The sequence below is a fragment of the Pelatocladus sp. genome, assembly GCF_059505505.1.
This window is the reverse complement of the sequence record NZ_JCACKS010000006.1, coordinates 1-22,946: the sequence shown is the minus strand read 5'-3', so window position 1 is coordinate 22,946 and position 22,946 is coordinate 1. Positions and strand designations below refer to the sequence as shown.

Annotated in this window: 16 protein-coding genes; 9 read left to right on the top strand and 7 right to left on the bottom strand. The window is 42.2% G+C overall.

The window, feature by feature from the left end; all coding sequences use genetic code 11:
* The first annotated feature begins 379 nt into the window (after positions 1 to 379).
* The gene (locus tag AC5JMK_RS00500; RefSeq protein WP_495909148.1) at positions 380 to 4,357 is read left to right on the top strand and encodes a hybrid sensor histidine kinase/response regulator; all 3,978 of its coding nucleotides are present in this window, start codon (positions 380 to 382) and stop codon (positions 4,355 to 4,357) included.
* 562 nt (positions 4,358 to 4,919) lie between these two features.
* Here AC5JMK_RS00500 and AC5JMK_RS00495 read toward each other — a convergent pair.
* Positions 4,920 to 5,420: a GNAT family N-acetyltransferase gene (locus AC5JMK_RS00495; protein WP_096676075.1), complete on the bottom strand. Its 501-nt coding sequence runs from the start codon at positions 5,418 to 5,420 to the stop codon at positions 4,920 to 4,922.
* 213 nt (positions 5,421 to 5,633) lie between these two features.
* Here AC5JMK_RS00495 and tatC point away from each other — a divergent pair, with 213 nt between their 5' ends.
* Positions 5,634 to 6,437: a twin-arginine translocase subunit TatC gene (tatC, locus tag AC5JMK_RS00490; protein ID WP_096676074.1), complete on the top strand. Its 804-nt coding sequence runs from the start codon at positions 5,634 to 5,636 to the stop codon at positions 6,435 to 6,437.
* Between the two features lie 151 nt (positions 6,438 to 6,588).
* The gene (gene nadB, locus AC5JMK_RS00485) at positions 6,589 to 8,259 is read left to right on the top strand and encodes an L-aspartate oxidase (protein ID WP_096676073.1); all 1,671 of its coding nucleotides are present in this window, start codon (positions 6,589 to 6,591) and stop codon (positions 8,257 to 8,259) included.
* Positions 8,260 to 8,515: 256 nt separating this feature from the next.
* Here nadB and AC5JMK_RS00480 read toward each other — a convergent pair whose 3' ends face one another.
* The gene (locus AC5JMK_RS00480; protein ID WP_096676072.1) at positions 8,516 to 9,505 is read right to left on the bottom strand and encodes a vitamin K epoxide reductase family protein; all 990 of its coding nucleotides are present in this window, start codon (positions 9,503 to 9,505) and stop codon (positions 8,516 to 8,518) included.
* 151 nt (positions 9,506 to 9,656) lie between these two features.
* Entirely contained in the window at positions 9,657 to 10,505 is an 849-nt protein-coding gene (gene btpA / locus AC5JMK_RS00475; protein WP_096678979.1) for a photosystem I biogenesis protein BtpA, read from the bottom strand.
* A gap of 60 nt (positions 10,506 to 10,565) precedes the next feature.
* On the opposite strand from btpA, the gene AC5JMK_RS00470 reads away from it, so the two are divergent.
* From AC5JMK_RS00470 to AC5JMK_RS00460, 3 genes are all read left to right on the top strand, one after another.
* Complete coding sequence (locus tag AC5JMK_RS00470) at positions 10,566 to 10,802, top strand: hypothetical protein (protein WP_495909147.1); 237 nt, start codon at positions 10,566 to 10,568, stop codon at positions 10,800 to 10,802.
* A 688-nt stretch (positions 10,803 to 11,490) separates the two neighbouring features.
* Positions 11,491 to 12,807, top strand: coding sequence for a 30S ribosomal protein S12 methylthiotransferase RimO (rimO, locus tag AC5JMK_RS00465; RefSeq protein ID WP_096676071.1), 1,317 nt, complete (start codon positions 11,491 to 11,493; stop codon positions 12,805 to 12,807).
* A 58-nt stretch (positions 12,808 to 12,865) separates the two neighbouring features.
* A complete protein-coding gene (locus tag AC5JMK_RS00460) occupies positions 12,866 to 14,422 on the top strand; it encodes a DEAD/DEAH box helicase (protein WP_096676070.1) in 1,557 nt (518 codons plus the stop codon).
* Between the two features lie 64 nt (positions 14,423 to 14,486).
* Here AC5JMK_RS00460 and AC5JMK_RS00455 read toward each other — a convergent pair whose 3' ends face one another.
* Complete coding sequence (locus AC5JMK_RS00455) at positions 14,487 to 15,437, bottom strand: aldo/keto reductase (RefSeq protein ID WP_096676069.1); 951 nt, start codon at positions 15,435 to 15,437, stop codon at positions 14,487 to 14,489.
* Between the two features lie 154 nt (positions 15,438 to 15,591).
* Here AC5JMK_RS00455 and AC5JMK_RS00450 point away from each other — a divergent pair, with 154 nt between their 5' ends.
* Together AC5JMK_RS00450 and AC5JMK_RS00445 are read left to right on the top strand one after the other, a co-directional pair.
* Positions 15,592 to 17,031, top strand: a complete 1,440-nt coding sequence (locus AC5JMK_RS00450; RefSeq protein WP_096676068.1) for a BCD family MFS transporter — start codon at positions 15,592 to 15,594, stop codon at positions 17,029 to 17,031.
* A gap of 203 nt (positions 17,032 to 17,234) precedes the next feature.
* Positions 17,235 to 18,041, top strand: a complete 807-nt coding sequence (locus AC5JMK_RS00445; RefSeq protein WP_096676067.1) for an inositol monophosphatase family protein — start codon at positions 17,235 to 17,237, stop codon at positions 18,039 to 18,041.
* A gap of 403 nt (positions 18,042 to 18,444) precedes the next feature.
* Here AC5JMK_RS00445 and AC5JMK_RS00440 read toward each other — a convergent pair whose 3' ends face one another.
* On the bottom strand, positions 18,445 to 19,470 hold the full coding sequence (locus tag AC5JMK_RS00440; RefSeq protein ID WP_495909146.1) for a ChaN family lipoprotein: 1,026 nt from the start codon (positions 19,468 to 19,470) through the stop codon (positions 18,445 to 18,447).
* A gap of 37 nt (positions 19,471 to 19,507) precedes the next feature.
* Here AC5JMK_RS00440 and AC5JMK_RS00435 point away from each other — a divergent pair, with 37 nt between their 5' ends.
* A complete protein-coding gene (locus AC5JMK_RS00435; protein ID WP_495909145.1) occupies positions 19,508 to 20,461 on the top strand; it encodes an MDR/zinc-dependent alcohol dehydrogenase-like family protein in 954 nt (317 codons plus the stop codon).
* 776 nt (positions 20,462 to 21,237) lie between these two features.
* Here the strand turns inward: AC5JMK_RS00435 and AC5JMK_RS00430 are convergent.
* Together AC5JMK_RS00430 and chlG are read right to left on the bottom strand one after the other, a co-directional pair.
* Positions 21,238 to 21,522 (bottom strand): hypothetical protein, encoded by a 285-nt coding sequence (locus tag AC5JMK_RS00430; protein ID WP_495909144.1) that lies wholly within the window; start codon positions 21,520 to 21,522, stop codon positions 21,238 to 21,240.
* A 243-nt stretch (positions 21,523 to 21,765) separates the two neighbouring features.
* Complete coding sequence (chlG, locus tag AC5JMK_RS00425) at positions 21,766 to 22,782, bottom strand: chlorophyll synthase ChlG (protein WP_096676064.1); 1,017 nt, start codon at positions 22,780 to 22,782, stop codon at positions 21,766 to 21,768.
* Positions 22,783 to 22,946: the final 164 nt, after the last annotated feature.

Below are 22,946 nucleotides of genomic sequence, written 5' to 3'. Positions count from 1 at the left end.
ACAAGGTAATGTCTCTGTTTTCCTTTCCTCAAATACTACTAGCTAGGCAGTTACTATTTTTTGCTGAATTAAAAAAATCTGTATAAAGATAGATTCAAAAAAATCCAATATATTCACATATTACATTAGTAATGTAGTGCATCTCGTTGGAAATATACAATTAGAAAGAGAACTTTCATTCAACACCACATCCAATACTTTCCGCTTGAGGGGAGACTCATGCTTCTCTGTGGAGATTAGGGGGAAACAGACGGTTATTTATCCCTTACCTCTTCACGTTGAAGTGGGAGATCCTAAATGTTCAAACAAACCCGCCTGCGATTCAAATCGCAGTTTCATAGCCTTACTGCAATCGATAAACGCAGTTAAAACACCTTCAATGCTAAAAGTCAACCGCTTACACCAGCACGGTTTTTACTCAGTCTTTTCACCTTCAGTGATTACACGAATTGGAAGCATAATCGCAATAGTGATCGGCTGCTCAGTCATGCTTGGCTGGTGGTTCGATATTGACTTTTTAAAAAACTGCTTTTATCTCAGCACAGTGACTATGAAAGATAACACAGCTGTGTGTTTTTTTCTATCAGGTCTATCGCTGTTTTTGTCTGTTCGTGTTGATAGTCAGATGGGGAGATTGGGAGGTGAAAACAGAACTTCGAGCGATCGCCCTAATTTGACGGGTAGATACCTAGACGCAAAGTTTACCCCACCACCTCGTCTCAAAATTATTGCTCGAGTCTGTGCTTTTACTGTTTTGACAATTGCGTCACTGACATTAATTCAATATTTATTTGGTTGGGATTTTGGTATTGATCAGTTGCTATTTTACGAAGAAGCAAACACCCCACTGACTTCTCAGCCAGGACGGATGGGTGTGAATACAGCACTGAGCTTTCTGCTGGTAGGTTGGTCTTTAGAGCTTTTAGAGAAACCAAAAAGCCATCGTAGTTATTGGTTTGCTCAGGTTATAACTTTGATCGCAGTTTTGATTGTTTTACTGGCTTTGATTGGTTATGCCTATCAAGTAAAGATTTTTTACGGAATGTTCCCTCATGTCACACCAATGGCACTACACACAGCCATCGGGTTGATTGCACTTTGTGTGGGTATTCTGTGGAGTCAACCAGAACGGGGAGTAATGAAAGTCATCACCAGCCAGACAGATGGTGGTTTGCTGGCACGTCGTTTATTGATAGCTGCGATCGCTCTACCTATAATCACAGGCTGGTTAATTCTGCAAGGAGAAAGAGCTGGACAATATAAATCAGGATTTGCAATTTCCCTATTTGCAATTGTTCTGATCACAATTTTTGCGATTGTAATTTGGGAAAATGCAGCAGCGATTCAAAAACTCAGTCAACAACGCGATCGCGCCAAATTAGCACTAAAAGCACATACAGAAAAACTCAGAAGTTTTGTAGACTCAAACGTCATCGGCATTTTGTATGGTGATATTTACGGTGGTATCAACCAGGCCAATGACAAATTTTTACACATGATTGGCTACACACGGGAAGATTTACAAACAGGTGGCATTAATTGGAGGGAGATTACACCAGCAGAGTATTTGCCTTTGGATGCACAAGGTATTGCTGAAGCCCAAACAACAGGCGCTTGCATACCCTACGAAAAAGAATATATTCGGCGTGATGGCAGTCGCATACCTGTTTTAGTAGGTTATACGTTAGTAGGAGACAAACAACAAGAGTCTGTAGCCTTTATCCTAGATTTGAGCGAACGTAAGCAAGCAGAAGCAACCCTACTCCAAACAGAACAGCGATTTAGATTGGCGGTTGATAACATGCCAGATGTTTTTGCCATTTATGACGCCCAACTGAGGTTTCAATTTGTCAATGCGGCAGCTTTGCAGCGTCTTGGTAAAGCGAAAGAGGAAGTTATTGGACGCACTGACGAAGAAATCTTTCCAACTGAGATTACACAATTTTATCTCCCGATTCTGTTTAAAGCAGTTGAAACGCGCACGACTCAAACAACAGAAACCACAATTAATTTTCCTGAAGATGGCACATTGACCACACTCATTAAATATGTGCCAATCGTGGATGACAAGGGGGAAATTTATCAAATTTTGGCATTTGCTGAAGATATCACAATTCGCAAGCAGGCAGAAGAAGCACTCCGCAATCAACAAAAATGGTTGGAAGACTTACTCAATCTCATGCCCACACCTCTGTTATTAATCGAACCAGAAACAGCGCGAGTTACTTTTGCCAATAAAGCTGCTGACGAAGTTGCTGGTGGTAAATTTCCCAAAGCAGATTCAGCCGCAGATTATCAAGCTCTTTATTATTCAACTGACGCCGCAGGTAATCACATTCACAATGAACAAGCACCAGGAGTCAGAGTAGCGCGTGGTGAACGCTTAGATGGAGTAGAGTTAGACTGGCATACACCAGCAGGTATCCGCTCTTTGCTAATTTACGCTGATACTCTACCAGCGATGCACGGTTATCCAACTACTTGTGTATTAACATTTCAAGATATTACCAATCTCAAACGTGTAGAAAAAGCTTTATCTTTGGGTTACAAACGGCTACAGCTTTTATTTGGTACAGCCAGTGATCTACTTTCTAGCAAAGAACCTGTGGCATTAATTGAAAGTTTGTTTCAGAAACTGGCGGATCAAATTGGTTTAGATGTTTACTTTAATTTTTTAGTTACTGAAAATTCCCAGGTAATGTATTTAGCTTCCTGGCACGGAATTGATGAAGAAACTGCTCAAGCAGCAAAATGGCTAGAGATTGGTCAAGGGATGTGTGGTACTGTTGCCCAAGAACGCCGTCCCATTTCTATTGAAAATGTCCAAGAATCAACTGATCCGAAAATAGAACTCATGCGGGCAATTGGTATTAAGACTTATTACGGTTATCCATTAGTCGCCCAAGGACAATTATTAGGTACTCTGTGTTTTTGCAGTCGCAGTCGCTGGCGATTTAGCCAAAATGAAATTGGGATGATGCAAGCAGTTTGCGATCAAATTGCGATCGCTATAGAACGAGCGCGTTTAATCACTTCTTTGCAACAACAAACCGAACAGTTGCAAGAAGCAAACCGGATGAAAGATGAATTTTTAGCGATCTTGTCCCACGAGTTGCGATCGCCTCTCAATGCCATTCTGGGATGGTCACAATTGTTACGTTCTCGCCAACTTAACGAAACTCAAATCACTAAAGCCTTAGAAACTATAGAGAGAAACGCCAGAACCCAAACTCAGTTAATAGAAGACTTACTAGATATCTCGCGTATCATCAGAGGCAAGTTACGTTTGAATGTACGTACTTGCAACTTAATAAATATTATAGAGGCTGCTCTAGATACAGTAAATCTAGCCGCTCAAGCAAAAGATATTCATATCCAAACTATATTTGATTCTCAGGCAGCACTAGTTTCTGGTGATGGCGAACGCTTACAACAAGTCGTCTGGAATTTACTATCCAATGCCATCAAGTTTACACCTGCTGGCGGTAGAGTAGAGGTAGGATTATCTCTAGTAAAACAAGAAGAAACACAGACACGAGAAGATAAAAATACGGGGAGTTTATTTGATAGATTCTCTGCCTCATCCCGTCTGAATATTACCGCTTCTTTACAAGCATCACCGCCTCTTTCTCTATCCGCATCTTCTGAAACTACTTATGCCCAAATGACAGTGAAAGATACTGGTATTGGTATCAGTGCTGAATTTCTACCTTATGTATTTGATCGTTTTCGACAAGCAGATAGTTCTAGTACCAGATCCCACGGTGGCTTGGGATTAGGTTTAGCAATCGTGCGTCATTTAATAGAAATGCATGGCGGTAGTATTAATGTAGCAAGTCCGGGAAAAGAACAAGGTACAACATTTACAGTCAAACTACCACTCCTTAAAGGTCAACAGTCAATACCCAACACTCAAGACTCAACAATTAATAGTCAAGAAGCTGTAGGAAATTGTCTTGCTGTCTCACCCTCGCTTCTAGAAGGTGTACGCGTACTAGTCGTAGATGATGAAGCTGATACACGTGACTATCTCACTACTTTACTCAAACAATCTCAAGCAGACGTGCTAGCAGTAGCCTCAGCGCAAGCAGCACTCGAAGCTGTTGAGGAGTGGAAACCAGATGTTTTAGTTAGTGACATTGGAATGCCCCAACAAGACGGTTACTCCTTAGTTCGCAAATTGCGATCGCGCTCAAAAGAACAAGGAGGAAAAATACCAGCAGCAGCATTAACAGCCTATGCGAGAGCAGAAGATCGACGTCGAGCCATACAGGCAGGTTTCCAGTTACATTTACCTAAACCAGTTGATCCTTCTGAGTTAATTACAGTCGTAGCTAGCCTTGTGGGACGTACGTGAAGTACCCCAACTTGCTTCGCTGAAATTGGGGCGTATCCATTTTCAACTAGACAAGGACGTAGGACGAGGAGGTATGTCAACGAAAGAAATCAAACAGAAGTCTTGCGCGACTTAGTGCGGAAATTGTCAATCAAAGGGGTATTGAACCCCCTTGATTGACACAGCACACCATCCCCACCGTGAGACGGGTGGGGAATTCCGCCGAATCAGTTAAATCAAGTTTTTGAGTTGTAAATCAAGTTTTTGAGTTGTAAATCAAGTTTTTGAGTTGTAAATCAAGTTTTTAAGTTGTAAATCAAGTTTCTGAGTTGTAAATCAAGTTTCTGAGTTGTAAATCAAGTTTCTGAGTTGTAAAGCTGTTTTTTGCTTCATCAATTAAATTAAGGAAATCACCACGCCAAAGGAACCCACCTATTCTGTTAAAATAAATAATCTTTAATTCAACTATAAAATGTAGATTTTCAGCACATAACTATATAACTGCACTTGTTCATAAGTAAAAAATCTAGATTTCTGATTTTTTTACACAAAATCTGCTAAAAGTACGAGAATATATTATTACTTATTTCTGTATCGTATAGACGCACACGCTTTTATCCCACATTTGAGCATTTTTTTCATGTTTCATGCCATTTTTGATGGCGACCTTTTGAGATGCAATATTTCTAGGGTCTATTAATGATATTAAACGATTTAAACCAAGTTCTTGGAAACCATAGTTTCGACAAGCAATAGCTGCTTCTGTTGCTAAACCTTGTCCCCAGTATTCTTTAGCTAATAAATAGCCAATTTCTACTTCTTGTTGTTCATCTACTAATTGGAGCATGAGTCCACAGCGACCGATTAGTTGATGATCAGCCTTATAGATGGTTGCCCACAAACTCCACCCCCTTTCTTTGTACATATTCATAATTCTTTCTACCTGCTGCTGTGTTTGTTCGTGAGTATATGGTCTGGGGTAGAACTTCGTAACAATAGGATCAGCATAAATAGCTGCTAACTCGTCTACATCATTTAGGGTGAAATGTCGCAAAATTAGGCGAGGTGTTTCAATCACAATCATCTGGATTTTTAGATTTGAGATTTTAACTGTAATTTAAACTTTGACGTTTCTGATAAAACTAGGTTAACGGCACTCTGGTCGCGATCGCTCGACTGGTAAAGATTAAATTTGCAATTATTGTTGCTCAAATTCTCGACTTCTACGAAAAGTCCGAGATCTGGTAGCTGCCACCCCAGATAAAATAGTTAACATAATGATGCTTCTAGCTGAATCATGACGCCTTCACAAGACGCAAACACTGCAACTGCTCCGGCTGCTTCTGGGATCGACTTTGAAACCGACGAGCAAAAAGAAACCAATCCTTTAGATGAATTGCCAGGAGAGGTCGAAATGACCATTTTTGAGCATCTAGAGGAATTACGACTACGGATTTTTTATGCACTGATTGCTATAGCAGTAGGTGTTATTGGCTGCTTTTTTGCTGTCAAGCCAATAGTTCAGTTATTGGAAGTACCAGCCCAAGGAGTAAAATTTCTCCAACTTGCACCCGGAGAATACTTTTTTGTCTCTCTGAAAGTTGCAGGCTACACTGGCTTGCTTCTTGCCAGTCCCTTTATCCTGTACCAAATCATCCAGTTTGTACTACCAGGATTAACTCGCCGAGAACGTCGCTTGTTGGGGCCTATAGTTCTAGGATCAAGCGTACTGTTTGCAGCAGGTTTAGTATTTGCCTATTTCCTACTGATTCCAGCTGCACTAAAATTCTTCATTAGCTACGGTGCAGATGTCGTAGAACAGCTATGGTCAATCGACAAATATTTTGAATTTGTTTTATTGCTACTGTTCAGTACAGGGCTAGCATTCCAAGTACCGATCATCCAGCTTTTACTTGGTACTTTAGGAATTGTCTCGTCAAAACAAATGCTTTCTGGCTGGCGTTATGTAATTTTAGGTGCAGTAGTTCTAGGTGCTGTCATTACACCTTCTACAGATCCCCTTACTCAAACTCTCCTAGCAGGAGCCGTACTAGGGCTGTACTTTAGTGGAATTGGACTAGTCAAGCTGATAGGTAAGTAAGGCCTTCGGAATTAAAAATTAAAAATTAAAAATTCAGGCAATTTAATTTTTAATTTTACATTTTTCATCTTTAATTAAGCGAAGCGTCTCTTTCACTGCGCCTAGTATTTTTGTAATTTTGAATATTGAATATTGAATAATTTTTACCTTAGTGCAAATAGAAACTTTTAACCAATTTGATGTTTTAGTAATCGGCGCTGGTGCTGCTGGACTGTATACAGCACTTTGTCTACCACAATCCTTACGAGTCGGTCTGATTACCAAAGAAACAGTGAGTTTGTCTGCGAGTGATTGGGCGCAGGGCGGTATTGCGGCTGCGATCGCTCCGGATGATTCACCACGTTTACACATTGACGATACAATCAAAGCTGGCGCGGGTTTATGCGATCGCTCCGCAGTCGAATTCCTTGCCGAACACGCCCCAAGCTGCATTCGATCTCTAGTCGGACTAGGAGTTGCTTTTGATCGCCACGGTAGTGATTTAGCTTTAACTCTAGAAGCAGCCCACTCTAAGCACCGGGTTCTTCACGCTGCTGATACTACAGGAAGAGAAGTAATCACCACTCTCACAGCCCAAGTACTACAACGTAAAAATATTCACGTCATTCAACAAGCTTTAGCATTGAGTTTGTGGATCGATCCTCAAACCCAAGTCTGTCAGGGAATTAGCTTGTTTTATCAAGGTAAAATCACATGGGTAAGAGCTGGTGCAGTAGTGCTAGCAACTGGTGGTGGTGGTCAGGTATTTGCTCAAACCACTAATCCCGCTGTAAGTACTGGAGATGGAGTTGCGATCGCAGCTCGTGCTGGGGTAATTCTTAGAGATTTAGAATTTGTCCAATTTCACCCCACTGCTTTAACTAAACCAGGAGCGGAACGCTTTTTAATTAGTGAAGCTGTACGTGGTGAGGGAGCGCACTTAATAGATAATGAAGGGCGACGTTTTGCCTTTGATTATCATCCGGCTGGTGAACTAGCCCCCAGAGATATCGTCAGTCGGGCAATTTTTAGTCACTTACAAAACACCACCACTGACCTTGCAACAGCTCACGTGTGGTTAGATATGCGCCCTATCCCTGCTGACAAAATTCGTCACCGTTTCCCCAATATCATTAATGTTTGTCAGCGTTGGGGTATCAATGTTTTTTCTGAACCAATTCCCGTCGCCCCTGCTGCCCATTACTGGATGGGTGGTATTCTCACAGATATGATGAACCGTACTAATATTCCCAATTTATATGCCGTGGGAGAAACTGCAAGTACAGGGGTACATGGTGCTAATCGCCTTGCTAGTAATTCTTTACTTGAATGTATTGTTTTCGGCGCGCAGATGGCCCATGTGGAAATTAAGAATGAGTTGATGAGTGAACAAGCAGCCACAACAGCAGAGGAATTTACTATAAATGTGGATGATTGGCAAAAACAACAAGCATATTTAGAAGACTTGCGCGAAAAAATTCCCCGTTTAGTATGGCAATATGCTGGTATCTGTCGAGAACAGTCAGGATTAGAAATCGCGATCGCCACTGTAGAATCTTGGCAGCAAGATTTTGCTGATCTACAACTAAGTCAATTTTTACTTTGTTTACTTCCAAAACAAAACGTTACTCTCAAATTGCCAGATGTAGAACGACAATTAAGACTCTGGGCAGAAACTCATAATTTATTAGATGTAGCTTATTTAATCCTCAAAAGTGCTGCTTTTAGAAAAGAAAGCAGAGGAGGACACTATCGCCTAGACTATCCCCAACCAGATCCTAACTGGCAAGTTCATACACTGGTACAGCACCAAAATTGGTGGAAAGCACCTGTACTGGAATAAGTATTGCTTGTTATAGCATTCCTAAATTATTTCGTGAATAACAAGATCCCCGACTTTTTTAAAGACACAGCTGGCGAATGGTGGGTCTGACCCCTCGTTCACCCACAAATTGGTTTGTAGAGACGTAGCAATGCTACGTCTCTACATCTGTTGGGATAACGAAAAATCGTTCAATGAGGGGTAATACCCCTGATTCGCCAGCTGTATCTTTTAAAAAGTCGGGGATCTGGCTTTCTCAACTGAATAAAAGAAAAAATTATTGTCGTCTTAAAGCATATTTAAAATTACGTGCGCCTGCGTAATTACTAATGTTTGCTAACTCCTCTAGAGTTTGTACTCCTGCATAGGTTTTATCATTAATAATCCAACTCGGATAGCTTTGAATTTTAGCCGCCTGACACTCATCTTTTAGCCCATTTGGGTTATCAGTAGGAGCGCAATCTATATGATCAATTTCACTGTAAGCTTCTTTACCAAAAAGTAATTTTTGTTCATGACAGTGAGGACACCACCAAGCAATATATTCTTTAGCACCTATTTGTTTGAGATGACGTGCTAAAGCAATTTCTGCCTCACCAGAAGTAGTTGTAACTTCCCACCCCACACCTGGTTTGGGTTGTTCCACTGGTTTAAAACTGATGATTGCTGCTTTCCCAGGATTTTCTACAATAGTGACGCCGCTATTGTTATTTGGTGGAGAAGCATAAATACCGAGAGTACCAATTAACGTCACCATGCCGACAACAATGGCAGTAAAAAGGATTTGCCCGATTTCCTCCCAAGCACGACCAACAATCGTTAGCACCAACAAACTGAAGGAAAAAATTGCTGAGGCCACACAGTAGAGACACAGTGCTTTAATTTTGAATACCAATAGGTAAATCAAAAAGCTACTGAATACCGACATGGCGATCGCTCCGCTCAGAAGCAGCAACCAAGTGAGATTTTCCAGCTTTGTTCGAGAATCTTTCTTTTTAACTGGGTCTACAGCCAACGGGGCTAAGGCAAAAACTCCCATACCCACGTAAGCCAAAAAGCCGAACAAAGCCAAAGGTAGCCCAAAAACTGTAGCATAATCGCTCTGTAATACTATATCGCAGCTTTTTGTCGGACAAGCAGCAGAGCTTTGGCTAAATTTAACTACTGTCAGATAAGCAGTAGTCAAAGCACCTAAAGTGGTGATCGCACCAATGATTAAACGCGATCGACGATAAATCCAAGGAGTAGAAGAAAGGCGACGATTCATAAGCAGGTATTGGTAAATGGGATAGGGGATCAGGGATCGGGGATCGGGGATTGGGAATTAGAAATAGGGAATTAGGAATAGGTGTTTATTTTCTCCCTTGTCTCCTCAATCCCTAGTCCCCTATCCCCTATCCTTGATCCCCGCTCCCCAGTTAAGATTTTAAGCTCACAGAAGAAATAGATTTGCGATCGCTTCTGTTGTTCCAACTGCGGTGGGCGGCTTCCACAAATTGACTAACACGAATCGGATCAATCGTTTGTTCGCGGCGCCCGTGACGTTTCAAGGAACTAGAGACAATCACTCCATCTGCTGCTTGTAACAATGTCGCAACATTTTCCCAAGATGCGCCGCTACCAATAAATACTGGTGTACCTGCTGCTGCTTGTGCAGCTAATTCTAAATCTTCTTGGTTAGGTGGACTGCCTGTAGCCCAACCAGATAAAATGACGGCATCTGCTAAACCTCGTTCGATAGTATCTTGCACAGCCACAGTCAAATTTGGAGAACTCAAAGGACGAGCGTGCTTAACTAAGACATCAGCGAAGATTTTGACATCACTACCCAATTCGCGCCGATAGCGCAGTAAATGATGGGCTTCTCCCTCAATTAAACCTTGGTCGGTTGCCATCACCCCACTGAGGACGTTCACACGGATAAATTGCGCTCTTACACAGCTAGCAATAGCCATAGCACTTTTGGCATCATTTCGTAAAACATTAATACCAACAGGTAGTGTCACCATATTCTGTATTCGCTGCACTACTATAGTCATCGCACTGACAACGGCAGGATCGACCTGGTTTTTAGGAAACGGCGCATCAAAAAAATTTTCTACAATAATGCTATCAACCCCTCCACTGGCTAGGGCTGTTGCTTCTTGTTCGGCACGGTCAATTACCGCTTTGAGGCTACCTCCCCAACGAGGCGAGGTAGGTAAGGGTAGTAAATGAACTACACCAATTATTGGTGTGTGGGTTTTAAACAGCTGATATAAGTCCACGTCTTTAATCCGTAACACACAGTCCAGAGTCAATAGTCAATAGTCAATGGTCAATAGTCAATGGTCTACCGATTTTGGATTTTGGAGCCACGTAGCATGTGGCATGATTTTGGATTTTGGATTACCCTGCGGGTAGCCGCAGAAGAGTCTATGGATTTTGGATTTATCCGACTCCAGGGCTTGCCGACTCTAGATGATCAATTTTGGTTTTGTTCTAGCCGATTTGCAGTCGGAGTATTTCCTCAAAAATTTTTATCCAAAATTTACAATCCAGAATTTAAAATTGGCAGTCAATAACCTGTAGACTGATTATTCTGAACTATTGACTTAGGACTTTAGACTGTTGACTTTTGATTAACTTTTTCAACTTCTGTTTTGTATTGGTCGGTTTTCCGCCTCCCCCTCAAGATGGAAATTAACGTAAAACCTTCCATAAGATATGTTAAGATAAAAACTGGTTACAAGAGGAGTTTGCAACTCACAAGACGCACGAGGCGCCGAGCGGCTTTCCACAAGGTGGCTGTTTTTCGTCAAGCAGGTAACGATTCTGTTACAGTTGCAGGTTAAACCTGAACTTATTGGTAGCATTACTGCTGTCAAGGCGTATTTTAGTGCGTATCTTCCCAGATGGTAGCGACTTCTCACCACACATCCCATAGGGGAAAGTGGCTCCTTTTAGGGTAGAGTAGATTCACAACGCACGCGCTGCGGTAATGTAAAATACCAAAAGCAATTTGCAACAAAAAGTTACGAGTGTCTATTTTACCCACCAGCTATTCGTTTTTCCCTTGGAAACACAGAATAGTAAAAAAATATTAGCATGATCTCTGTTGCAATTCATTGGGATCATAGATTCCCTTGGGTGCGTTTGGATTTTGTGATGTGGGCATGATGCAAAAGAGTTGCCTCTTGAGCAAATGTCTGAAAATCCTTAGTTAAAATTTAACTTTTGGAGTGAAGAAAACTAAAACTTTATATATATAGTATGGGTGAAAAACCAACCATTGCAATATCTCACCTGGGTTGTGAAAAAAATCGAATAGATACCGAACATATGTTAGGACTGCTGGTAGAAGCAGGCTATGGCGTAGATTCTAATGAAGAGTTAGCAGATTACGTTATTGTTAATACTTGTAGTTTTATTGAAGCAGCTCGGGAGGAATCTGTCAGGACTTTGGTAGACCTGGCAGAAGCCAATAAAAGAATCGTCATTACAGGTTGTATGGCGCAGCATTTCCAGGAGCAATTGTTGGAAGAGTTGCCCGAAGCAGTGGCGGTAGTGGGTACAGGTGATTATCATAAAATAGTTGATGTGATTGCACGAGTAGAACAGGGCGATCGCATACTAGAAGTAAGCACCGAACCAACCTATATAGCCGATGAAACCACACCCCGCTATCGCACTACAACCGAAGGTGTGGCATATGTCAGAATTGCGGAAGGATGCGATTATCGCTGTGCATTTTGTATCATTCCGCATCTGCGGGGAAACCAGCGATCGCGTACTATAGAATCAATAGTCGCGGAAGCTCAACAGTTAGCAAGTCAAGGAGTGCAGGAAATCATTTTGATTTCCCAAATCACCACAAATTACGGTATAGATATTTATGGGAAGCCCAAATTAGCCGAATTGCTTCGTGCTTTGGGGAAAGTAGATATACCCTGGATTCGGATGCACTACGCTTATCCCACAGGGCTGACTCCAGATGTGATCGCGGCAATTCGTGAAACACCCAATGTCTTACCTTATCTGGATTTGCCCTTGCAACATTCCCATCCTGAAATTCTCCGCGCTATGAATCGTCCATGGCAAGGACAAGTCAATGATGCAATTATCGAACGCATCAAGGAGGCACTACCACAGGCGGTACTGCGGACAACATTTATAGTTGGATTTCCTGGCGAAAGTGATGAAAATTTTCAGCATTTATTTAACTTCATCCAACGCCATGAATTTGACCATGTGGGTGTTTTCACCTTCTCACCAGAAGAAGGAACACCAGCCTACAGTCTCAGCGAACAGTTGCCGCAAATAGTGAAAGATGAGCGGCGGGAAGTACTGATGGAACTGCAACAGCCGATTTCTCTACATAAAAATCAGCAAGAAGTTGGCAGAGTAGTTGATGTTTTGATTGAACAAGAAAATCCCTTAACAGGAGAATTAATCGGTCGTTCTGCAAGATTTGCCCCCGAAGTAGATGGTCAAATTTACGTTAGTGGGCAAGCGAGATTGGGAACTATCGTACCAGTAGCCATCAAAGAAGCTGATACGTACGACTTGTACGGAATGGTTAGTAATTAGTATTACATAACTAACCACTAACCAATAAGTAATAACTAAATACAAATTAGGAGATTTAATGACCCTTTCTTTTCAAGAATTAGGTATTTCACCAGAACGCATTCAGCAGATTGAAAAACTTGGTTTTACCACACCAACCAATATTCAAGCTCAAGCGATTCCCCAACTTTTAGCCGGTCGTGATGTAGTTGGTCAATCCCAGACAGGTACAGGCAAAACAGCAGCTTTTTCTCTGCCAATTCTAGAACGGCTAGACGTCAGTAAAAAAGCAGTACAAGCAATTGTTTTGACCCCAACTCGGGAGTTAGCAATTCAAGTTCAAGCTGCCATTAGTGAGTTTCTTGGCAACGAAGGATTGCGTGTCATGGCAATTTACGGTGGTCAATCTATTGATCGCCAAATTTTACAACTCAAGCGCGGTGTTCACATGGTTGTGGGTACACCAGGGCGAGTCATAGACTTGCTAGAGCGAGGTTGTCTGAAACTGGATAATGTCAAATGGTTTGTGTTAGATGAAGCCGACGAAATGCTGAGTATGGGCTTTATCGATGATGTGGAAAAGATTCTTTCCCAAGCACCAAAAGAACGGCAGACAGCTTTATTTTCTGCGACAATGCCGCCATCTATTCGGCAGTTGGTGAATAAGTTCCTCAACGATCCAGTAACAGTCGCCGTTGAACAACCAAAAGCTGCTCCGAATAAGATTAATCAGGTAGCTTACCTAGTACCGCGCCATTGGTCAAAAGTCAAAGCTTTACAGCCCATCTTGGAAATGGAAGATCCAGAAACAGCTTTGATCTTCGTTCGTACTAGACGCACCGCCGCTGAACTCACCAATCAATTGCAAGCTGCTGGTCACAGCGTTGATGAATACCACGGTGATTTATCTCAACAAGCACGGGAACGTTTGTTGAACAGATTCCGTAATCGTCAGGTGCGCTGGGTAGTAGCTACTGATATTGCAGCCCGAGGTTTAGATGTTGACCAACTATCCCACGTCATCAACTTTGATTTACCTGATAGCGTAGAGACTTATGTCCATCGCATCGGTCGTACTGGTCGTGCGGGTAAAGAAGGTACTGCCATTACCTTGGTGCAGCCGTTTGAACGACGCAAGCAGCAGTTGTTTGAACGCCATGTGCGTCAAAGTTGGCAACTACTCTCGATTCCCACACGGGCGCAAATTGAAGCTAGACAACTGGAAAAATTACAAACCCAAGTGCAGGAAGCTTTGGTGGGTGAACGTATGGCTTCATTTTTATCCATTGTTAGCCAGTTGAGCGAACAATATGACTCTCATGCTATAGCCGCAGCTGCATTACAAATTGCTTACGACCAAACCCGTCCTGCTTGGTTATTATCAGAAGCCGACTACCCCGAAGAAGACCTCCGAGCCACCCCCAAACCCAAACTACGAGGTGGAAACCGTCGCGATTCTAACCGTGAGTCTAGTGGTGAACACCGCTCCCGCCGTTCTTCTTGGGTATCATCAGAAGCAGGTGGAGAAGGAGATAAACGCGGTTCTGCCAAGCCCAAACTGAAGACAGGAAGACGGGGGGATACTCCGATGCCGAAAAAACTCAGTTCTCATCAAGCTAGAGAATCTGCTTCGTAGTCATTGGTCAATGGTCAAGGGTCAATTTGAAATTCTCTGTACTCATGAACTCTTGACTGTTAACTTAATTGAGCCAAGGGCGACTAATTTCTTCTAATTGGGTAATTTCATCGTCAGATAATCTCCAGCCCAAAGCGCCTGCGTTATCTCGTACATGTTGCGCTGTTTTCGCCCCAGCAATAGGAATGACATTGCCTTGGGCGATCAACCAATTCAGGGATACTTGAGCAGGAGTGCGATTATATTTTTCTCCAAATTGGCATAGCAAAGAGATGACTGGCTCAATTTTTTGCAAGCCTTCTTTGCTAAAGCGCGAGTCTAATTTTCTCGCACCACTGGGGGTAGTGCTTCCAATAACGCTGTACTTACCAGTTAGTAACCCTTGTGCCAAAGGACTATAAGCTAAAATTGTGACGCCCAATTCACGAGCAATGTTAAAAATACCATTGCTTTCAATTTGGCGAGTTAGCAAAGAGTAGCGCACTTGATTGACAGCTAAAGGCACGCCACGCCTAGCTAATATTTGGTGTGCTTCTCGCATTTGCGAAGCTGAGTAATTACTCACTCCTACTGCTGCAATTCTGCCCCGTTCCACTTCATCTGCGAGGGCGTTCATCAAAGTTTCTTGACTCATTAAAAAAGCAAAAGGCCAATGTACTTGATAAAGTGCAACTTTTTGGACTTGCAAGCGCTTGAGACTTTCTGTTAAAGCATCAGCAACAGACTGTCCTGTAATGCGCCAGGGAAAAGGCCCATATTTGGTAGCAATTTGGACTTTTTGGTCTTTTTTTTGCATAAATTGCGCGATTAACTCTTCTGAAACCCCAAAACCGTAAACTTCTGCTGTGTCAAAAAAAGTGATACCTGCTTCTAAGGAAGCATTAAAAGCGGCTTGCAATTCCTCTAGCCCGTATTCTTTGCCATAATTCCAAAACAAGCGATCGCCCCAAGCCCAAGTACCGATACACAGGGGTGTAACAATTGGCCCATTTTGCCCCAATGTGATGCTTTCCACTTTGATAAATCCTATTTACATTTTTTTACTTTATTTAGTCTAACTTTACATTTATTTTTTATTCACTGATAACTGATAACTGGTAACTGATAACTGATTACGGTTTATCTTGGTTATTATGGAATAATTTTGCTGTTTTGATTGGGAGTGGCTAATGGCAACCAGTGATGTGTCACCCAATTCTGAATCAAACGAGTCAGGAAAATCCACATCCATTCCCAAAGTGAAACTATGGACTATGTTTCGACTAGGCCTATTTCAGATGGCATTGGGCATCATGTCGATTCTGACTCTGGGAGTGCTAAATCGAGTCATGATTGAGGAGTTGCGAGTACCAGCACTAATTGTAGCTGGGGCGATCGCTATGCATCAATTTGTGGCTCCGATCAGAGTGTGGTTTGGGCAAATGTCAGACACCAAGCCTTTACTTGGCTATCACCGTAGTGGTTATGTTTGGGTAGGTGCGGCTTTATTTGCGATCATTTCATTTTTAGCTGTGCAAGTCGTTTGGCAATTAGGCTTGAGTTTACAATCAGGAAGTTGGACAACTCAATCTTCTAGTTGGGCGCTATTTCTAGCTTTTATTTTTGCGCTCTATGGAATTGCTATTAGTGCTAGTTCCACACCATTTGCAGCGTTGTTAGTTGATGTTTCTGATGAAGACAACCGCTCAAAATTGGTAGGGGTTGTGTGGTCAATGCTGATGGTGGGTATTATTATTGGAGCAATTATCAGCAGTGGTTTACTCAGACAAATTGCCTTAAACGCACCTCTAGAGGTAGTCCAAACTCAAGTCAATCGCCTGTTTTTGATTGTCCCAGGTATTGCGTTTGGACTTTGCCTATTAGGAACTATCGGTGTGGAAAAGAAATATTCCCGCTATACGATGCGTTCTATGGCAATTAACCGCGAAGATAAGATTACTTTAGGTATGGCAATGCGGGTGTTAACTGCTAGCCGCCAAACAGCAATCTTTTTCACATTTTTGCTGTTGATGACACTCAGCTTGTTTATGCAGGATGCTGTGTTGGAACCCTATGGCGGTGAAGTCTTTAACATGACGATCGCCGAAACGACAAAACTAAATGCTTTCTTTGGTACAGGAACCCTGATCGGCTTGAGTGTGACGGGCTTTTTGATAGCCCCTCGTTTAGGTAAGAAAAATACAACTAAGCTCGGATGCATCGCTGTAGCAGTCTCGCTGATCATAATTCTCCTAGCCGGGACAACTGCTAATCCTAAATTCCTGCAATGGAGTTTAATCTTGTTTGGCTTTGCTTCTGGTGTAACAACAACTGGGGCGTTAAGCTTAATGCTGGATCTGACTGCTGCGGAAACTGCTGGCACATTCATTGGTGCTTGGGGATTAGCGCAAGCAATGGCCAGAGCGCTAGCTACGGTTTCTGGTGGCGCAATGCTAAACCTGGGTAAATCTTTACTAACAACACCATTATTAGCTTATGGATTGGTGTTTGCTACTCAAGCTGTGGTGATTTTATTAGCAGTTAGCTTATTAACTCGCGTGAATGTCACAGAATTTCAGCAAAATGCCAAACAAGCGATCGCATCTATCTTGGAAAGCGAATTAGATTAGCTTAGTGTCTCAGTGTCTTGGTGGTGAAGAAATAGATTTTAATTTAACCACTAAGACACCTTAGACGCGCAAGCGGCTACTTGCAGAAGTCGCTACGCGCCTACCGTAGGTAGACACCAAGTCGAATCGTAAAAAATCAGCCAATTAAAGCAGGTTTTTACTCATTTTGACAGAGATACTCTTAAGCCTTGACCATTTATAAAATGACAGAACTTTGGACTACAGTTTTAGAATTTGCTCAAACTACTACCGCTAGGGTAGGTAAGCAGTTAATGGAAGATTTTGGGCAAGTACAGGCTTCCCATAAAGCGGATGGATCTTTAGTAACTCGTGCTGATAAATGGGCTGATCAAGAATTGCGGAATGCGATCGCCTCTACATTTCCTGGTTATGGGATTTTGACGGAAGAGGGCGACAAGGTTTTCCCTGGCACCGAATGGTGTTGGGTGGTTGATCCCTTGGATGGCACGACTAACTTTACGCGGGGTATTCCTATCTGGTCAATTTCACTAGGATTGTTGTATCAAGGTACGCCTGTTTTTGGTTATGTTTACGTACCACCACTGAGAGAATCATTTCACGGTTTCTGGGAAGGTTCATCGGGATTAGGCGCATCTACTGGGGCTTTTCGTAATTATCAGCCGATTCAAACTAGTGATGAAGCACCTAGTCAACATCACTTTTTTAACCTTTGTTCCCGTAGTACTTCGGTAATTCAAAAAGATTTTCCCTGTAAAATTAGGATGTTGGGCGTTGCTAGCTACAATTTTCTGACAGTTGCCACAGGTGCTGTACTTGGTAGTATTGAAGCAACACCAAAAGTTTGGGATATTGCTGCGGCTTGGGTTATAGTTCAAGCGGCGGGTGGAAGTTGGATCTCACTCAAATCTGAACCTTTTCCTTTGTCTAGTGGAGTTGATTATAGCGATCGCTCTTTCCCTACTTTAGTTGTCAGTCGTCCAGAATTGGTGTCTACGTTTAAGCCATATGTGGACAAATTAAAGATTTGAACCGTCATAATTTAAATGCAACGCGGTTAAACTCCCAATATAAAACCACACTGTTGTAGCAGTGTGGTGAGTTTAGGATATAGCACTTTAAAGTTAGGAGATTTAATTCATAATCACCATCGAGTGGTGTTATTGTAAGCTACAAAGCCAAAGTTCAGCATTCCGGAAGAAGCACAAATATTTTTTGGATAAAAATCTTAAGAAAAAATGATGTTGCAAACCAATCTCTCGACTCTACTCTTAGTCGTGATTGTCTCCATTGCAGCTACTTGTATAGGTTTGCGTAACCTTGTGTGGTTTTTAGATTTTGTTGATTTGATCCACATTCAATGTCAAGACTCCGCACCTCCGCATAGTCTTTGCATTAAAAAACCATGATTTTACGCAAAGCTACACTTAAAATTTATTCTTTAAAAACAAAATCCGCGATCGCTACCTCATCTTTACCCGTGATTGCTTCTTGAGGAGGACTGAGTAAAACAGATCGCTGCATTAACTTCTGATTTCCAAGACGACGTGCAACACGGCTAGGAATTCCGTAACCATATACAATATGTCCTTGTCCAGCTAACACCACCACTTGATAATCTGGATTCGCTTTGACAAACTTAGCAATTCCTTCTGCCATTGTTTCATCCCATAACACTTGAGCCAAAAAAAAGCGTTCAGCACCAGAACTATTACCATGTCCTGCACTTTGATGCTGTTGAAAAGCTTGTAATGATAATTGGCGATACTTTTGGTTACTTGTATCAATTTCTGCAAAAGGCGGAATATACTTTCTCTCGGATACTGTGAGACTTTCTAATCCTTGACTAGCAACTTTGCGTGTAATTTCTGTTGGAGTATTTAAAGCTAAGACTGGTAGTTGTTTGTCTTTAGCAAACCGGAGAATTGGGGCGTAATATTCCCAAGGAAAACCCCAGCGTGTTTCGTATTCGCTTTTCTCTAATAATTCTTTTTCAGTAAGTATACCTGCTAGATATTGATCAACAACGCTTTGATAGGGACGTTGAAACATTTCCATTGCAATGACAATTTTCGGATGACGCTGCTGGAGTTGTTGAATAATTTGCAGTTGATTTTGATGATCAACTGAACTGTGGTGAGTTTCCCCCAGATATACAACATTTGCTTGTGCTAGTTCCGATAACATCTGTGGGCGACTGTAAATAAAATTCTCTGGTTTCCCACAACTTTTATTCCAGTCAGGAAAGATAGCATCTATATTACTGGGCGGTGCAGCCATGACTAACTTGGGAGGGCAAGAACTTTTGACAGTTTCAGCCCAAGCAGGTAAGGTCGAGATCATCAGGTAAAAAGTAAAAGCAAAAAAGTAAAAAAATAATCTTCTAGTTTGGAAGCTTTGCTGTTCATTTGTTAATATTTTTGCGTACGCCAGTAATTTGGTTTGAATAAATATTGTCATTTTCTTTATACAACGCTGGATAAGTTCAGCTATTAATATGAAAGGACTCTGGCTGGAAAATAAGCAACTCCAATTACGTACTGATATCCCTATTCCCGAACGACCACCAGGGGAAGCATTAGTACGAGTTTTATGTGCTGGAATTTGTAACACTGATTTAGAACTCACCAGAGGTTATTACCCTTACACTGGCATTTTAGGTCATGAATTTGTTGGTGTTGTGGAACAAGGCCCAGAAAACTTGGTGAATCGTCGTGTTGTCGGCGAAATTAACGCTGTATGCGGAAAATGTCGCTTTTGTCGTAGCGGGAACTCGACTCATTGCGAAAATCGGACTGTGCTTGGTATTGTCAACCGCAATGGTGCTTTTGCTGACTATCTTTGTTTACCTGTAGAAAATCTTCATCTTGTACCAGAGACTGTCCCCACAGCAGTTGCGACATTTACCGAACCTGTAGCTGCGGCGTTGGAAATTCAACAACAGATAGCATTGCATCCAGATGATCGGGTATTAGTAGTTGGGGATGGTAAGCTAGGACAATTGGTAGCCCAAACTTTAGCTTTGACAGGCTGTGACCTTTTGGTAGTAGGGCGACATCGTGATAAGCTGGCTAATCTGGAAGCACGGAGTATTAAAACAGGCTTTGCAGATGCGGTTACAGACAAGAGTTTTGATATTTCTGTAGAGTGTACTGGTAATGCTGAAGGATTTGCGATCGCTCGCCGCGCTTTACGTCCTCGTGGTACGTTAATACTCAAAAGTACCTATGCTGGCAATCTCAGTTTTGATGCTTCCTCTTTGGTAGTAGATGAAATTACTCTGATTGGTTCACGCTGCGGCCCTTTTTCACCTGCACTCAAACTATTAGCAGAAGGAAAAGTGGACGTACAACCTCTAATTCAAGCTCATTACCCACTTACGGAAGCAATAGCAGCTTTTGACCACGCTCAAACCAGAGGTGTGTTAAAAGTTTTGTTGGAAATGACTTAAGAGCTAATACCAATTCTCTGTAAAGCTGCACATTATTTTAACCCCTCCCAACCTCCCCTTACCAAGGCTGCGGTGTACACATAAATCCTCTGATCCCCCTAAATCCCCGCGCTGACGCGCCGCTACGCTAGAAAAAAGGGGGACTTTGATTCTAGTTCCCCCTTTTTTAAGGGGGGTTAGGGGGGATCAAAACGCTACTAGGCAACTTTATAAGACTTCTGTGTACACCGCAGCTTACCAAGGGGAGGTGCCGAAGGCGGTGGGGTTCTTTCTATGCATCTTCATATGAAAATGGTATAAAAATGCATTCGCAATGTAAGTCGATACATTAACAATGTAAGCCTATGCATTCGCAATGTAAGTCGATACATTCGCAATGTAAGCCGATACATTCATAATGTAAGCCTATGCATTCGCAATGTAAGTCGATACATTCGCAATGTAAGCCGATACATTAACAATGTAAGCCTATGCATTAACAATGCCAAAGGGCTAGTAATATCAAGCATCTGTACCGCCTCGGAATTTATTCCGAGGCGGGATACAGTTTCAACATGAAAAATTTTGACTTGTGTGTACACCGTAGCCCCGCAAACGGGGAGGGATGGCGAAGTCGGGGTGGGGTTCAAAGGGAATCATAAGTAATCAAGCGAACCTGATATAATCTGTGCTATTAATTTTGATGAGTTGTGGGTGTTCAGCTCCTCGACTTAGCAAAAGTTGTCGAGGATGTATAACTCCTCAGAATTAATGCGATAGACCACAGTCTTCAGTTCCTAATAAAGCATTGAATTCGTCTGTGGTTGGTAATCCATACAATTTATTGCTTCTTCCGTATTAGCAATGGAAGGATGAACAGTGCATTTAAGACGATGATCATCGGTAAAATATTGACAGCCAGCGCAGGGAATTTGATGCATTTTTTGGGCTGTTTTAACACCATCACGAGTTGCAGTCCACAGACTCCAAACAACCATAGTCATTAATACCCAAGCGCTGACGAAACAAATCGGTACTAGAAGCTTTGGAATTATAAGAAGAAGAAAGTTTATTATTTGCATTGCAACACGGCAATAATTGCGAAAACCTACAAAAAAATTTGAGTGAGAAATGAGAACTTATATCATGTCCGCTTGAACATTTAAGTCTATACGTTGAGGTAGGTAATGGGTAATGGGCTATGGGAGGAAACACTACCCGCGAGGTCTTATGAGTGATCTTAACTTCTCATTCTCCACTTGTGACTTCTTACCAAAGAGATATCAGTTATCAAAAACTGATAACTGATAACTGATAACTGTTCACTAAATTCCAGCATGACCAATTGCTAAACCAGCCACAAGCATTCCCAAAACAAGGAAAGGTTGGGCGCTGGCTTGATATTTGACATCGTTAGTTAGGGGATCACGCAGAAAATACATATCTTGGAAAGTAATTTGCGGGATGATTAGCAATGACAGAATAGCTGCATAGAGATTTTCGTGGATGTAGACTAAATAGCCTGCGATCGCAATCTGGAAAACATCAATCATGGCGACACAAATCCAAGCTGCGGTGGTGACGCCAAACATTACAGGAAGTGATTGTAATCCGAGTTGGCGATCGCCTTCTACACTTTTGAAGTCATTGATGATACCAATACCTAATCCAGCCAAACTGTAAATCATGGTAAGAACAACAATTTTCCAGTTGAGTTCACCAAATAAAGCATGACCAGCACACCAAGGGAAGGTAATATAACTTGCACCTAAAGCATAGCTACCCAACCAGCCATTTTGTTTGAGCTTTAAAGGTGGTGCAGAGTAAATGTAGCCAACAAAAGAACCGATGATGGCGATCGTTGTAATTGTGGGAAATTCATTTCCAGCCCATTTATCGAGGGCAAATGCCAAAGCAACACCAGCAATAAGTAATACCCACATTTGCGTAATTACTTGTGGGATGGAAATCGCTCCAGAGGGAATAGGGCGGTAAGGTTCGTTAATGGCATCAATTTCGCGATCGTAGTAATCGTTCGTTATTTGTACGTAACCTGCCATCAATGGCCCTGATAGCAACATACAAAGTACTGCTTTTAAGACATTTTCAAGTGTCCAGGTATATTCACCAGAAGAAGCCGCGCCACAGATTACACCCCACATCAGAGGAATCCAAGTAATTGGCTTCATCAGTTGCAGGCGAATTTTCCAAATCGAACTTTCTCCAGGCGCTGCACCTTTCATACCCAAGAGTTGCCTGGTTTTAGCACTGCGGTCAACAGTAGCATTTGCTTTCTCTGTGGGTGTACTGGAATCGGAGGTAATGGGAGTTGATTCAGACATAAGACATATTGAGGATTAGGGATTGGGGATTGGGGAATTGGGGAAGGTGGAGTCCCCTCTGGGGAACTCGGGGCCCCCACTCCCCCCAAGGGAGTGGGGATTAGGGGCGAAGGGGTAATCAGGGTGGTTTCATACGAAAAAAGAAAAATATGGAAGTCTGTATT

Excerpts from the sequence above, each read along its gene's own strand:
- AC5JMK_RS00500 (WP_495909148.1), top strand. The coding sequence starts at position 380 with ATGCTAAAAGTCAACCGCTTACACCAGCACGGTTTTTACTCAGTCTTT.
- AC5JMK_RS00495 (WP_096676075.1), bottom strand. The coding sequence starts at position 5,420 with ATGATTGTGATTGAAACACCTCGCCTAATTTTGCGACATTTCACCCTA.
- tatC (WP_096676074.1), top strand. The coding sequence starts at position 5,634 with ATGACGCCTTCACAAGACGCAAACACTGCAACTGCTCCGGCTGCTTCT.
- AC5JMK_RS00480 (WP_096676072.1), bottom strand. The coding sequence starts at position 9,505 with ATGAATCGTCGCCTTTCTTCTACTCCTTGGATTTATCGTCGATCGCGT.
- AC5JMK_RS00470 (WP_495909147.1), top strand. The coding sequence starts at position 10,566 with ATGGTCTACCGATTTTGGATTTTGGAGCCACGTAGCATGTGGCATGAT.
- rimO (WP_096676071.1), top strand. The coding sequence starts at position 11,491 with ATGGGTGAAAAACCAACCATTGCAATATCTCACCTGGGTTGTGAAAAA.
- AC5JMK_RS00460 (WP_096676070.1), top strand. The coding sequence starts at position 12,866 with ATGACCCTTTCTTTTCAAGAATTAGGTATTTCACCAGAACGCATTCAG.
- AC5JMK_RS00450 (WP_096676068.1), top strand. The coding sequence starts at position 15,592 with ATGGCAACCAGTGATGTGTCACCCAATTCTGAATCAAACGAGTCAGGA.
- AC5JMK_RS00445 (WP_096676067.1), top strand. The coding sequence starts at position 17,235 with ATGACAGAACTTTGGACTACAGTTTTAGAATTTGCTCAAACTACTACC.
- AC5JMK_RS00440 (WP_495909146.1), bottom strand. The coding sequence starts at position 19,470 with ATGACAATATTTATTCAAACCAAATTACTGGCGTACGCAAAAATATTA.
- AC5JMK_RS00435 (WP_495909145.1), top strand. The coding sequence starts at position 19,508 with ATGAAAGGACTCTGGCTGGAAAATAAGCAACTCCAATTACGTACTGAT.
- AC5JMK_RS00430 (WP_495909144.1), bottom strand. The coding sequence starts at position 21,522 with ATGCAAATAATAAACTTTCTTCTTCTTATAATTCCAAAGCTTCTAGTA.
- chlG (WP_096676064.1), bottom strand. The coding sequence starts at position 22,782 with ATGTCTGAATCAACTCCCATTACCTCCGATTCCAGTACACCCACAGAG.